At 63.4% G+C, this 13748-nt stretch carries 13 protein-coding genes; 9 read left to right on the plus strand and 4 right to left on the minus strand.

Annotation, left to right across the window (positions count from 1 at the left end):
- Positions 1-326: 326 nt before the first annotated feature.
- Positions 327-1442, minus strand: coding sequence for an AI-2E family transporter (locus tag F757_RS0117615; RefSeq protein WP_027212542.1), 1116 nt, complete (start codon positions 1440-1442; stop codon positions 327-329).
- Positions 1443-1710: 268 nt separating this feature from the next.
- Here F757_RS0117615 and F757_RS0117620 point away from each other — a divergent pair, with 268 nt between their 5' ends.
- The 4 genes from F757_RS0117620 (at position 1711) to F757_RS0117635 (ending at position 5618) form a co-directional block, all read left to right on the plus strand.
- Positions 1711-2925, plus strand: a complete 1215-nt coding sequence (locus tag F757_RS0117620) for a DUF2863 family protein (RefSeq protein WP_027212543.1) — start codon at positions 1711-1713, stop codon at positions 2923-2925.
- Between the two features lie 205 nt (positions 2926-3130).
- A complete protein-coding gene (locus F757_RS0117625; protein ID WP_027212544.1) occupies positions 3131-4009 on the plus strand; it encodes a response regulator transcription factor in 879 nt (292 codons plus the stop codon).
- 110 nt (positions 4010-4119) lie between these two features.
- Positions 4120-4794, plus strand: coding sequence for an energy-coupling factor ABC transporter permease (locus F757_RS0117630; RefSeq protein ID WP_027212545.1), 675 nt, complete (start codon positions 4120-4122; stop codon positions 4792-4794).
- 191 nt (positions 4795-4985) lie between these two features.
- Positions 4986-5618 carry a BspC domain-containing protein gene (locus tag F757_RS0117635; protein ID WP_027212546.1) on the plus strand — a complete coding sequence of 211 codons (633 nt, stop codon included), beginning with the start codon at positions 4986-4988 and terminating at the stop codon, positions 5616-5618.
- Positions 5619-5829: 211 nt separating this feature from the next.
- Here F757_RS0117635 and F757_RS0117640 read toward each other — a convergent pair whose 3' ends face one another.
- Together F757_RS0117640 and yaaA are read right to left on the minus strand one after the other, a co-directional pair.
- On the minus strand, positions 5830-6984 hold the full coding sequence (locus F757_RS0117640; RefSeq protein WP_027212547.1) for a M14 family metallopeptidase: 1155 nt from the start codon (positions 6982-6984) through the stop codon (positions 5830-5832).
- Positions 6985-7035: 51 nt separating this feature from the next.
- Positions 7036-7818, minus strand: coding sequence for a peroxide stress protein YaaA (gene yaaA, locus F757_RS0117645; RefSeq protein ID WP_027212548.1), 783 nt, complete (start codon positions 7816-7818; stop codon positions 7036-7038).
- A gap of 57 nt (positions 7819-7875) precedes the next feature.
- Between yaaA and F757_RS0117650 the strand changes: the two genes are divergently transcribed.
- Positions 7876-8427: a putative toxin-antitoxin system toxin component, PIN family gene (locus tag F757_RS0117650; protein WP_027212549.1), complete on the plus strand. Its 552-nt coding sequence runs from the start codon at positions 7876-7878 to the stop codon at positions 8425-8427.
- A gap of 168 nt (positions 8428-8595) precedes the next feature.
- The gene (locus tag F757_RS0117655) at positions 8596-9768 is read left to right on the plus strand and encodes a pyridoxal phosphate-dependent aminotransferase (RefSeq protein ID WP_027212550.1); all 1173 of its coding nucleotides are present in this window, start codon (positions 8596-8598) and stop codon (positions 9766-9768) included.
- A 118-nt stretch (positions 9769-9886) separates the two neighbouring features.
- Here F757_RS0117655 and F757_RS0117660 read toward each other — a convergent pair whose 3' ends face one another.
- The gene (locus F757_RS0117660; protein WP_027212551.1) at positions 9887-10534 is read right to left on the minus strand and encodes a glutathione S-transferase family protein; all 648 of its coding nucleotides are present in this window, start codon (positions 10532-10534) and stop codon (positions 9887-9889) included.
- Between the two features lie 127 nt (positions 10535-10661).
- On the opposite strand from F757_RS0117660, the gene F757_RS0117665 reads away from it, so the two are divergent.
- The 3 genes from F757_RS0117665 to F757_RS0117675 are packed head-to-tail and all read left to right on the plus strand — an operon-like array spanning position 10662 to position 13740.
- On the plus strand, positions 10662-12218 hold the full coding sequence (locus tag F757_RS0117665; protein WP_027212552.1) for a 3-hydroxyacyl-CoA dehydrogenase: 1557 nt from the start codon (positions 10662-10664) through the stop codon (positions 12216-12218).
- Positions 12215-13003 (plus strand): oxepin-CoA hydrolase, alternative type, encoded by a 789-nt coding sequence (locus tag F757_RS0117670; protein WP_027212553.1) that lies wholly within the window; start codon positions 12215-12217, stop codon positions 13001-13003. Before F757_RS0117665 ends, F757_RS0117670 begins: the two co-directional genes overlap by 4 nt.
- Before the next feature lie 20 nt (positions 13004-13023).
- Positions 13024-13740: a histidine phosphatase family protein gene (locus tag F757_RS0117675; RefSeq protein ID WP_027212554.1), complete on the plus strand. Its 717-nt coding sequence runs from the start codon at positions 13024-13026 to the stop codon at positions 13738-13740.
- Positions 13741-13748: the final 8 nt, after the last annotated feature.

A 13748-nucleotide genomic window follows, 5' to 3' on the forward strand; every position in this document is an offset into this window, starting at 1 on the left:
CCGAAGAACCCGGCTCGCGTCGCGCATCAAGCGCCCACACTTATCGGCTGCTAGTTTTTAAAGATCGGTCCGCTCACTCCGCAGCGCCTGCTTCAACTACCCGGCACCACTTCGTTCTGCGTTGCTGCATCAGCAGCAGAGAAACGAGATTATGAAGAACTTCCGCTGNGCCGTCAACAGGTTTTTGCTACCGCCTGAACCTGCTGCCGCCGCTGGAAGCCTTGCCACGACTGGCTTTCCCGCTTCCCGTGCCCCGGCGTCCGGAGCACGAAAGAGCGAGATTCTAACGAGCCCGGCGACGCCTTGCAAGCCCTATCTGTATTTCTTCACGGCGTCTTTTTTATAGGGCGCATTTCTTCCGTCGCAGGCGGTGTTGCGTCAGACAACAAGGCGCGTGATGCGGGCGCTCCGATGGTCCAGTCATGCAATACCGTGTACGCAACCGCGAGCAGCGTCGGGCCGATGAAAACGCCAAGGAAGCCAAACGCGAAAGCGCCGCCGAGAATACCCAACATGACGAGAATCAACGGCATGTCGCTGTTCTTGCCGATCAGAATTGGCTTGATGACATTGTCCGACATGCCGACAACCAGCACGCCCCACACGATCAGAAAGATCGCCCACCCGGTCGCGCCGCCGTGATACAGCCAGATCGCCGCGGGCAGCCAAACGATTACCGGACCTCCCGGTATCACCGAGAGAAAAAATGTCGCCAGTCCCAATAACGCTGGCGCGGGCACACCGGCAATCCAGCAGCCAAAGCCAGCGAGAATGCCTTGAACCAGCGCAGTGCCGAGGATTCCGTAGACCACACCCTTGACAGTGCTGCCCGCCAGCGCCAGCAGATAATCGGCGCGCTCGCCGGCGATACGCCGCATGCCCGCGTTCAGCCATGCGCCCGCCCCCTCTCCTCCCGTGTAAAAGAAGAAGGCCAGCACGATACTCAACGCGAGCAGGCCGAGACCGTGCGTAACGGCGATCGCGGCAGAAAGGATCCACTTGCCGGCCGGCGCCGCGAGGGTCCGCAATTGGGCAATCAGTTCGGAATTGCTGCTCGTCGCCGTTTCCCAGAAACTCTGGATGCTCGAACCGACAACCGGAATTCGCGCCACCCACGGCGGCAAGTCCGGCAAGCCTGCTTCGAACAGTCTTTGAACAAGTGCAACTATGTCGTGAACGTGCGCGCCAAACGCGAAACCCGCGTAGACGAAGGGCCCCAGCACCACGATCAGGATAACGAAGACCATCAACGTGGCCGCCCACCTGCGCCTGCCGCCAACTGCCGCAGTCAGCCTCCGGTAAAGCCCCCACGAGCTGTAGCTCAGAATTGCACCCCACAACAGAGCTGTCGTGAAAGGCGCGAGAACAAGCAAGGAACCGCCCACCAGGATAATCAGCGCAAACACCGCCGCAAGACGTTCGATCAACTGGTCGGATTTCACATGCATCTCCTGTCGCGCCAGACCGCGGCGAGCGGCCCGGGCGCATATCGGCGTCCGTAAAAAGCGGTCAGTATATAGAAGCGACTTCCGCCCGCTTGCCGTCTTATATTATTTGACGAAGTCGCGGCGCGGGGTCAGCGGGACACACGCCCGCGGTCTTATTTTTCGCGTTGAAACGTCCGAATCGATGCGGCGGTGCGCGCCGAGTCATGTACCGCCACGGAAACGACTAGAATATAAGGTTCTGTGCACCCAAACTTCCGGATTTATGCGCTCGCGAATCGCCAAACGTCTCCCCCCCGATGCCGACAAGCTTGTCGGTCTTTCGCTCGCGCTTTTCGCGTCGGGCAGCCGCACCGAAGACCGCTTCTGGGAAGCGAAACTCGACGCGCTGCTCGCCAGGATAGTGCGCACCGCCAACCAGACCACGCTCGACGCAGCGCTCGACCATCTGCAGCAGAACCACCCCGACGCGTACGGCGCGCTCGCCGACATGGCCGAAACGCACAGCGAGTCGTTCGTGATCGAGCATGAAGGCGTGTCGTACGAGGCATTGCTGATTGCCGCGCCGATCCTTGCGTGGACCCGCTACATGATCCCCTCCGGTCCGCTGAAAGCCGACGCGGCCGAAGCCTTGCGCGCGCATCTGCAAGCTCACGTGCTCGCGGCCAATACGCGCGTCGCCATGGCTCCGTTCCTGTACAGCATCGACCAGTTGCCCCGCCATCACGTCGAAACCTGGCGCATTGCCCAGCAGCTCGCGCAAGCCGCCATGGCCGGCGGCAATCTCAAGCTGAACTTCGGCGAGCTCCCGGAAACCTCCCCGATTCTCGCCGACCCGCGCTTTCTCCTCGCGGTAGTGGCTGCGCCGGTCGGCGAGCCGACCTTCCGCTGGCAGGAAGAGGAACACGGCAGCCGTATCGAGCGCGGCCAATGTCTGGAGCAGTGGACAACCCAAGGCGGCGCGAACCTTTCGCTCGTGCTGCCGGGCTGCGAATTCGAGTGCCTGCTGCCTGATGCCTATTATTCCGCGTGCCGCGACGCCGACGAACGCGTGCGCCCTCACACCGTCCGCACCGCCGTGCGTTATCTATTCGACACAATTGGCGCGGCGCCGCAAGACCTGCGCGCGGTGGTTGCCGGCTTCGGCGAGCGTCGTATCGACGAATACCGCGTGGGCTTCACACGCCGCGGCAGCAACGACGTCATCTACGGCGTCGTGTGGCCGCTCTACGGCCGGGAGAACGGCGAAGCCGGCAGCGACGAAGAGCCGCAGGAATCCGCCCCGCCGGACGCACCGCTCGAAGAAATCGTTGCATTGCTGAAGGAAACCGGCGTCACGGACGTGCGCCGCCACGCGGGCCGGTTCGAGCCTGAATATTGCGACGACTGCGGCGTGCCTTTGTACGCGGACCCGCTCGGCGAAATCGTCCACGCCGAAATGCCCGAAGACGCCGAGCCCGCTCAGCCGCACTTCCACTGAAGAAGCGCGCGAGGAGCGCGTTTCCGTCTCTACAAAAGCCCCGCCGCGTGCGGGGCTTTTTCATGGCTCGTCGCTCCTATGCCTTTCGGACAGCCGTCAAACCGAAGGGAATTTGTCATCATAGTCACGGCGACGCATCGCAACGCCCGGCCCGACGCCGGGCGAGTGCATCGCGCCAATTCGCCCGATTCATCTGGAGACATGCATGCGATTCTCGATACTCAATTCAGACGCGGAACGACGCGACGGCCTCAAGGCGCTGCTACGGCAGATCAACCGGCTCGCGCGCTTTAACGAAGCACAAGACTGGCGCCAGGTCGAACGCGGGCTCAAGCGCCAGTGGCCCGACCTGCTCGTGATCGACTGGCAGGACTGGATGTCCGTCGCGGATGTCCGGCATCTGCTCAGCTATTACCCGGATCTGCGCATTGCCGTGCTGACCGACAGGATCTCGCCGGAGGTGGTGGGCGAGCTCATGGACGAAGGCGTGCGCGGCGTGGTGGCGCGCGAGACCGATCCGTGCCTGATCGTGCGCGCCTTCGAAATGGTGCTGCTCGGCGGGCACTATGTGCCTTCGGGCGCGTTGCCGCTCAACCCGCCTCTGCCGGCCGACACCGCCATCCGGCCGTTCGACGAAAAGAACCCGCCGCCGCGCCGCGCGAGGCTGTCGAACGGTCTGTCGCCGCGCCAGGAGCAGATCATGCGCTGCGTCCATATGGGCAGCACCAACAAGATGATCGCGCGCACGCTCGGCATTAGCGAGGGCACGGTCAAGATCCATCTGACGAGCATATTCCAGCAGTTGGGCGCGCCAAATCGCGCCGCCGCGGTCGCCCTGTACAACGGCTGGCTGGCGAACCATTTGCAAGTACTGCGCAACAAAGGCGAGACCCTGCTGCGCCCGGTCATGGGTCAAGCCGGCGCGGTGCCGCTGCGGCGCGCTTCGCAGCGGCGCTTCGAATACCCGCTCTCGACCAGTGGCACGGCCGCGCCCTTGCCAATGGCAGCCGAGCCCAGCGCAGCTTATGACGAGGGGCCCGCCGCCGAGCTTGCCTCCGAGCCCGTAGCGGAAGGCTCCTCATGACATAGCGCACCGCGTGCGTGCAGCGTGCAGCGCGATTTCTGCCGGTGCCAACACCGGCTGGCATGGAATCCGCTCACACCTTTTGTCGTCCAACGAGTAATATGAGACTCATGGGTTTCCTCTACACACCGCTTCCATTGTGGGTCGCTGTCGGTGGCTGGATCGTCACTGCGATAGTGGTCGCGCTCGCGCTGTGGAAAAACCCTTTCAAACGTCTTCAGGACGGCACGTTGCAGCATGTCTGGCTGGCCATCATTGTCGCCGTGTCGGTACTGTGGGCAAGCAACGCGTGGCTCGACGACGGAACCGTCATGCATCTGCTGGGCGCCACGCTGGTCGTCACGCTGTTCGACTGGGCCTTGGCGCTGATTGCGATGGCGGTGGTCACGGGCCTCGCGGGCCTGATCTTCGACGCACCCTGGCAAGGCATCGCCCTCACATTCCTCGTGTTCGGCGCGGTGCCGGTCGGCATCTCCACGTTGCTTCAACGGGCCAGTATTGCGTGGCTACCGCGTAATCTCTTTATGTTTATCTTCGGCCAGGGCTTCGTGTCGCCGGCAATCGCGGTGTCGCTCACGGCAGCCGCGGCGCTCGGCGTTCATGTCGCGCTTGCCGGCGGCTCACCCACGGTCGTGCCGGCCGGCTACGCGCTCAGCGTGCTTTTGCTGGCCACCGGCGAGGCATGGTTCACGGGAATGTCCACGGCCTTGATCGCCGTCTATCGCCCCGCGTGGGTCACCACTTATGATGTTCGACGATACCGGCTCGGCGGACCGCGCACGTGAGCCCGGTGCAAGCTTGCACGTGCGGCTCGCGTGCACGTGAGCACTTATCTCGCACAGATTGCACGAGCGCCTCGTCAGCATGCGCAAAGCCGGCAAAACAGCAGTCGAAAAATAGTTGCGGCACGATTGAACTCAACCGTGCCGCGACGCATCTTACGTGCCTCACGTCTCATTAGCGTCTAACGAACTTGATGGATTGCACCAACGCACCGCGCCGATTGCTGCGGCTGGTCGGCCGGTTGGCAAGATTCGCAGCGAGCCTTTCGCTTGCCTGCACTGCGCCCGCATTCGCCGACCAACTCGAACAGCACAACGATCTCGTCAACAAATTTGTCAATGAAATGCGCGCCGACCCGCTCGTCGCGGATTGCGCTGCGCATGGCAATTTCGTCGCGAGCACCTCCACCGCCTTTGATCACGTCGAATTCCCGCCCAGTTCCTTTGACAGCGCGCACGCCTCGATCACACCATGGAACGATTCCTTCGACGAGGGCAAGCAACGCGTGAAGGTCGATAACATTGTCACTGTCGAAGGACTCGGCATCCGCCCGAATGGCGCAGGCGACGCAGCCGACCTGAAATTCCGCTGCGGCTATGTCGGCTCGCAAATGCTCGCGTTCAGCTGGAACGACCCCGTGCCGCCGGCGCGGGCCGCGCGCAGTGCCGAGCATTCGTCGTCGCGAGCGACCTCGGGCAAGCACCGTGGCGGCAAGGGCAAGCAGGCGGCAAGCGGCAAGAGTGCGAAGAAGAGCAGCGCCAAATCTTCGAAAAGCGCCCCGAGCAAATCGTCCAGCAAGAAAGCGCCGGCGAAGAAGAAGCATTGAGCGACAGGCGCCACCGACTGCGCGCGGCCCACGGCAACTGCAGTATGTACTTTGCCGTGGGCGCGGGAATACAGCAGCAGGGCTATTTTCGATCAGAGCGGGCGCCACCTTCACGCGGCGTTCATCGCGCAGCCCATGATTGTGACGCCGCCTCCTCGATACAAAAGGGCACACACGCGCTCAGTGCGTGCCTTTTGTTCAACGTCGCGAATCAGGCAAACGTCTGCACATGCCGCAAGATGGCCTGGAGCATCGCCGCGCCAAGCGAGGCGCTGCGCTCGCCGTTCCAGCCTACCCGCTCGTCGGGCAAGTTGGCGTTGTCCTTGAACGGCATTTCGAGCGTCAACGAGAGGCAGCCGAATTCCTTGCCGATATATTTCGAAGCGAGCTTCAGCGCATCTTCGCGATACTTGCTCGCGGCGTAACCGTACTTGTCCTGGAAATCGGGACTCGCCTGTTTGAAGGCTTCGATAAACGCTTTCTGCTCAGCGGCTTGTCGCTCCGTGAACCCCGGCAACATCTCGGAGCCGGCCACGAATACATAGGGCAGCGCCTCGTCGCCGTGAATGTCGAAAAAGAGATCGCAGCCAGTTGCGTGAATCGCGTCACGCACCACCAGCACTTCGGGACTGCGCGCGGCGTCCGGTTCCATCCACTCGCGATTCAGATTCGCGCCCGCTGCGTTGGTGCGCAGGTTGCCGCGCACGCTGCCGTCCGGGTTCATGTTCGGCACGATGTAGAACACGGCGTGCTCATACAGTTGACGCGCGACCGGATCGCCCGCCCAATCGCCCCAGCCGGCGAGCCGCTTTACCAGCCCTTCGATAAACCATTCGGCCATGGTCTCGCCGGGATGCTGACGGGCGATCAGCCAGACTTTCTTTTTCGGCGTATCGCTGCTTTGCGGCGTGCCAAGTGTGAGCAGCGACATCGGCCGGCCTTCGACCGTCGTGCCAAGTTCCGTCAGTGTGGCCTGCGGCATCTGTTGAACTGCGCCCAGGAATTCGGAGTGACGCTCCTCGCTATACGGCTCGAAGTACGCGTAGTAAATACTGTCGAACTGCGGGGTGTGGTCGATGGTGAGCACGCGACCGTCGTAGGACGTCGGTACGCGAAACCAGTTCACGCGGTCGTAGCTGGCCACGGCCTGGTAGTCGCGCCAGCCTTCCGCGAACGCGCACGCCGCCGCGTTTTCGAACGTCATCACGCAGCGCTCGCCTGCCGCGCCGCAGAGCCGGAAGTAGAACCACTGTGCAAATTCCGCATGGCTGTCGGGCCTGACACGCAAGCGGATGTCCGAGGCTTTCGCGCAGGACAGCACCTCGATCGCGCCTGCGTCGAAGTTGCTCGTGATCGATAAACTCATGGTGGGGTTCCCTGCATGATAGGCGGCGCAGCGCCGCGGACCGCGCACCGCCTATTCAGCGACGCGGCGGCGAAAGACGTAGGTGGAATCGTTCGAGGCTTCCGCGTCGAACGCATAGCCTTCCGAGTCGAACGCCTTGAGTTGCTCGGCCTGGTCGAGGCGGTTCTCCACCGCGTAGCGCGCCATCAGACCGCGCGCGCGCTTTGCATGAAAGCTGATGATCTTGTAACGCCCGCCCTTCCAGTCTTCGAACACGGGCGTGATGACTGGCGCCTCCAGCAGCTTCGGCTTGACCGACTTGAAATACTCACCGGACGCGCAGTTCACGAGCACGCGCGAGCCCGCAGCGCGCTTCTTCAACTGCGTGTTCAAGGCCTGCGTGATGCGCTCGCCCCAGAACGCGTAGAGATCTTTGCCGCGCGGATTGGCAAGCCGAGTGCCCATTTCCAGACGATACGGCTGGAGCAGATCCAGCGGACGCAGCAGACCATAAAGCCCCGACAACACGCGCACATGGTTCTGCGCGAAGTCCAGATCCGACGACGACAAGGTCTTTGCATTGAAGCCCTCGTACACGTCGCCATTGAACGCTAGCACGGCCTGCTTGGCGTTGTCGGGGCCGAAGCGCGGCGACCACTGCGCATAACGCTCGAAATTGAGGTGCGCCAACTGGTCCGAAATGCTCATTAGCGAAGCGATCTGCTGCGGCGACAAACGGCGCAGTCCGCTGATCAGTTCCGCGGCGTCGTCGATGAAATCGGGGATGGTGTGCTTCTTGACGTGAGGCGGGGTTTCGTAGTCGAGCGATTTCGCCGGCGACAGAACGATTATCATAGAGGCTTGCAGGCACGCCGTGCCTGGCGGTCAAAGACGAAAGCCAGATTGTAACGAATGCCCGGTTCCCATGCCTCACGCGGCGCTTTGCGCGTCGTTCTCGATTCCAATGTCTGGATCGACATTCTCGTATTCGACGATCCGCACACGCGGCCCATTCGCGCCGCGCTCGAAAGCGGCGCCCTCGCCGCGCTGATCGACGCCCGTTGCCTCGCCGAACTGACCTACGTGCTCGACTATCCGCAATTCGTCGCACGTCGCGTGGACAAAGCCGCCGCGCTGGCGGTGGTCGCCCGGCTCGCGCAGCTTGTCGAACCGGCAACGGAACCTGAAAATGCGCAGCCCTTGCCGAAATGCAAGGACCGCGACGACCAGAAATTCCTCGAACTGGCGCACGCCGCTCAGGCGCACTGGCTGATCTCGAAAGATCGCGCCGTGTTGAAGCTCGCGAAGCGGATCGCCCGCGATTTCGGCTTCCGGATCGCCCAACCGGCGCCGTTTGCCGCGTTGCTGACGGATTCGCAGCCGGGCGCGCCGGGCGCTTCGCCCAGCAACGTGCCCGGCGGCTCGACAGACCCGGCAGCAACGGCCGTGCAAAGCCTGATATAGGCCTGGCACAGACCCGCTATAGACCTGATATAGACCTGGTATAAGCCCGGCCTCAGCGCCTGCCGCACACCGCGAATGCGCACGCAGCCCCGGGATTCCCTACAATCAGGCTTCGCCGGTTTGAAAACGATGCCTTCGCCCACTCACCCGCACCGCCCGAACAGCGCCATGAATGCACCGCACGACACGCCCATGACTCCCTCGTTTCCCTCGCGCCTGCCGAACGTCGGCACCACGATCTTCACTGTGATGAGCGCGCTCGCCGCCGAGAAAGGCGCGGTGAATCTGGGCCAGGGCTTTCCCGACTTCGGCTGCGATCCGCGCATCGTCGAGGCGGTCGCCAACGCAATGCGCGACGGCCACAACCAGTATCCGCCGATGGCAGGCGTCGCGCCGCTGCGTGAAGCAATCGCCGGCAAGATCGCCGACCTGTACGGCCGCCGCTACGATGCCACCACCGAAATCACCGTCACGGCCGGCGCGACTCAGGCACTGTTGACCGCGATCCTGTGCGCGGTTCATCCCGGCGACGAAGTGGTCGTGATCGAGCCGACCTACGACAGCTATCTTCCGTCAATCGAACTGGCGGGCGGCAAGCCGGTATTCGTCACACTCGAGGCACCGGACTACGCGATTCCATTCGACCGGCTCGCCGCTGCAATCACGCCGAAAACACGGCTCCTGCTGATCAACACGCCGCACAATCCGACCGGCACCGTGTGGCGCGCAGAAGACATGCGCAAGCTGGAAGACATCGTGCGCGGCACCAACATGCTGATCGTCTCCGACGAGGTGTACGAACACATGGTCTACGACGGCGCGCCGCACGAAAGCGTCGCGCGTTACCCCGAGCTGGCGCAGCGCAGTTTCGTGGTGTCGAGCTTCGGCAAGACCTATCACGTGACAGGCTGGAAAGTCGGCTATGTCGCTGCGCCGGCCGCGCTCACCGCGGAATTCCGCAAGGTGCACCAGTTCAACGTGTTCACCGTAAACACGCCAATGCAGATCGGCCTCGCCGAGTACATGAAAGACCCGGCGCCCTATCTGGAACTGCCTGCGTTCTATCAGAAGAAGCGTGACTTCTTTCGCGCCGGGCTCGCCAATTCGCGCTTCAGGCTGCTGCCTTGCACGGGCACGTACTTCCAGTGCGTCGATTACTCGGCGATCAGCGACCTGCCCGAAGCGGAGTTCGCGCAATGGCTGACGGGCGAGATAGGCGTCGCGGCCATTCCGGTTTCGGCGTTCTATCACGAGGCGCACGAGTCCGGCGTGGTGCGCTTCTGCTTTGCGAAGCAGGAAAGCACGCTCGCCACCGCGCTCGAGCGGCTGGCGCGGCTCTAGGAGATCACGCGCGATGCTGCGAACGAACCCACGTTCCTCGCCATCGCGCGCAGCGGCTAGTGCGTGCGCCGCCCGCCGCAGCCCGCTTCATGCCACGCCCTGTTCGACCCACGAGGCATCAGGCCGGACGCGATGCCGCGATATAAGCCTTGCGGTCTTCCGTCACGCGCTGTGCGGCAGGCCGGCTGTTGATCGCCTTCACATAGCTTTTCCAGTCCACACCGGCGTCGAGCAGAAGATCGCGACCGTAGACGGCCTGCGTCGCCATGCCGACGAGCGGCAGGCTCACATACCCGGCTGCGTCCGCGACACTAAACTGTTCGCCGCGCAAATACGGCGCGAACTTCGCGATCCGCCTGAAGCCCGCAATGTGGTGTGCGAGCAGTTTCTCCACGCGGCCCTTCGTCGCCTCCGTCACGCTGCCGCCGAAAAACGCCTGCTTGTAGAGGTTGCGCGCCGTCAGTTCCAGATGCACGTCGACGAACGTGATCAGCTCGCGCTCCTTCGCCGCTTCCCACGGATCGGCGGAGAAAATCCGCTTGTCGGGAAAGCGCGCGGCCAGATACTCGACGATACATTGCGACTCGCACAGGTCGCCCTCTTCCGTCTGCAGGTAAGGCACTTTGCCGAGCGGCGAGTGAGCAAGTATGGCCTCGTCCTGGCTCGGTTCGACAAACACTTCCTCGAACTCGATGCCGTGTTCGAGCAGCACGAACTTCACCTTGTTGTAGTAGTTGGAAAGCGCAAAACCGCAGAGCTTGATCATCGTTGTCTCCTTGCTTTTTCGGTAGGTAAGACCGCTGGTCCGCGCAGATGCGGCCCTCGCCGCACACACATCAGGTAAATTGCACGAGCGTGCCATTCTAGAATAACCATGGAGTCGAGCAACCGAAATGACCTCTCGCTATAGCAGCATCGAAACCATCGGCATTGTCGGCAGCGGAGCAATGGGCCGCGGCATTGCGCAAATCGCGGCGCTCGCCGGGCTCAGCGTGCGCCTTTACGACGCGAATCCTGCCGCCGTCGGAGCCGCACGCGACTACCTCGCCGACACCTTCGCCAAACTCACGGCCAAGGGCAAGCTGGACGACGCACGCTCGCTCGCGGCGCTCGCCAACGTCAAGGCAGCGCAGGCGCTCGGCGAACTGGCCGATTGCGACCTCGTAATCGAGGCAATCGTCGAAAAACTCGACGCAAAGCAGGCGCTCTTTCGCGAACTGGAAACCGTGGTGAGCGGGCGCTGCGTGCTCGCGTCGAACACGTCGTCGCTGTCCATCACGGCAATTGCGGCCGGCTGTACCGACCCGACGCGCGTGGTCGGCTATCACTTCTTCAACCCGGTGCCGCTCATGAAGGTCGTCGAAGTGATCGACGGCTTGCGCAGCGACCGCGCGGTGGGCGACGCCCTGATGGACCTCGCGCGGCGCATGGGTCACACGCCGGTTCGTGCCAAAGACATGCCGGGCTTCATTGTCAATCACGCGGGCCGTGGCATGAATACCGAGGGCCTGCGCGTGGCCGGCGAAGGCGTGGCGAGTTTCGCAGACATCGACCGGATTATGCGCGAGCAAGCGGGCTTTCGCCTCGGGCCTTTCGAACTGCTCGACCTGACCGCGCTCGACGTATCGCATCCGGTGATGGAGTCGATCTATCACCAGTTCTATGAAGAGCCGCGCTTCACACCTTCGCCTATCACCGGCACGCGGCTCGCGGGCGGACTGCTGGGCAGAAAGAGCGGCGAAGGGTTTTACCGCTATCAGGACGGCAAGCAGCAAGCGGCCCCCGAAGCGCCGGCGCCCACCGCGCTGCCGGCAAGCGTGTGGGTCAGCAGGCGCTATCCGCAGGCCCGTCAGGCCGTCGTCGAACTCATCGGCAAGGCCGGTGTGAAGCTCGACGAAGGCGCGACACCCGCGGCCGAGTCGCTGATCGTGGTGACGCCGCTCGGTCACGACGCCACCACCGCAGCCGTCGATGAAGCATTGGACGCAAGCCGCGTCGTCGCAGTCGACACGCTCTTTCCGTTCGTCGGCGCGCAACGCCGCACGCTGATGACGACGCCCGCCACCACCCGCGCCGCGCGCGATGCCGGCCACGCGCTCTTTGCCGCCGACGGCGTGCCCGTCACGGTCATCCGTGACTCGACGGGCTTCGTGGCGCAACGCGTGGTGGCTACGATCATCAACATCGGCTGCGACATCGCGCAAAAACAGATTGCGTCGCCGCAAGACATCGACCTCGCCGTGATGCTCGGCCTCGGCTACCCGCGCGGGCCGCTCGCACTGGGCGACGCGCTCGGCGCCAACACCATTCTCACCATCCTGCGCAATATGTTCGACGTGCTCGGCGATCCGCGCTACCGGCCCTCGCCGTGGCTCGCGCGCCGCGCGCAACTGGGCATGTCGCTGACTCAATGCGACGCCGCAGACAACCCTACGGAGACTCAGCCATGAGCGCTGAACTGCTCACCTCGCGCCCAGCCGAAAGCGAGTCGACGCTCGTCCTCACGCTGTCCAACCCGGGCGCACGCAATGCATTGCATCCCGACATGTACGCAGCCGGGATCGAAGCACTCGATTCAGTGGAACGCGACCCGTCCATTCGCGCCGTCGTGATCGCGGGCGCGGACAACTTTTTTTGCGCGGGCGGCAACCTGAACCGTCTGCTGGAAAACGGCGCGAAAGATCCTTCCGTGCAGGCGCAAAGCATCGATCTGCTAGGCGAATGGATTTCCGCGCTGCGCTTTTCGTCGAAGCCGGTGATTGCGGCGGTCGACGGCGCAGCAGCCGGCGCCGGCTTTTCGCTTGCGCTTGCATGCGATCTGATCGTCGCAGCGGAAGACGCCAAATTCGTGATGTCGTATGCGCGCGTCGGTCTCACTCCGGACGGCGGCGGCTCATGGTTCCTCGCTCAGGCCCTGCCTCGCCAGCTGGCAACCGAAGTGCTGATCGAAGGCAAGCCGATCGGCGCGCCGCGCTTGCACGAACTGGGCGTCGTCAACAAGCTGACGAAGCCCGGCACCGCCCGCGAGGCCGCCGTCGCATGGGCCGACGAACTCGGCAAGCTCTCGCCCAATTCGGTCGCGCGCATCAAGACCCTCGTCTGCGCCGCCGGCACGCAGCCGCTTTCCACGCATCTAGTTGCGGAGCGCGATAACTTCGTGGCTTCGCTGCATCACCGCGACGGGCTCGAGGGCATTTCCGCTTTCCTCGAGAAGCGCGCGCCCGTCTACAAGTGAGTACAACCGAGCCAAGCAACATGCCAGCCTATCAGCTACCCAAGCGTCGCCGCATATTCCTGATGCGTCACGGCGACGTGACGTACTTCGACGACTCGGGCCGCACCATCGACCCCGAAACCGTACCGTTGAACGCCAACGGCCGCGACCAGGCAAGCGCGGCGGGCCGGGTGTTCGCAGAGCAGCAGGTGCGCTTCGATCGTGTGATCGTGAGCGGCCTGCCGCGCACGGTGGAAACCGCGCAGCGCGTGCTGGCCGAGACGGGCCAGCAGATCGAACTCGAAATCGAGCCGGCGTGGCAGGAGATTCGCGGCGGCAAGCTGCGGCAGATTCCGCTGCAAGATCTCGAAGCGGCGTTTCTCGGGGTGTTCGACGGCATCGTGCCGGAAAGCACGCGCTTTCTTGACGGCGAGACGATCGGCGAGCTGTTCGATCGCGTACTGCCGGCGCTTGCCGCCTTGCGCAAGGACAGTTCGTGGGACACGGTACTGCTCGTGCTACATGGCGGCGTGAATCGCGCGATTCTCTCGCATGCGCTCACGGCCGGGGGACGCACTTTCTTCGGCCATCTTGCTCAGGCCACGGGCTGCATCAACGCGCTCGACGTCGGCTCGGCACCACGCGACTGGGTGCTGCGCGCAATCAACTATTCACCGCCGTCGCCGCTGCATCGCGACATCCGCAATACGACGATGGAAATTCTCTACGCACAATTCATCCAATACACGCGTAGCTGAACCCGAAC

Origin of the sequence: Burkholderia sp. WSM2232 (assembly GCF_000472545.1) — a bacterium.
Lineage (GTDB): Bacteria > Pseudomonadota > Gammaproteobacteria > Burkholderiales > Burkholderiaceae > Paraburkholderia.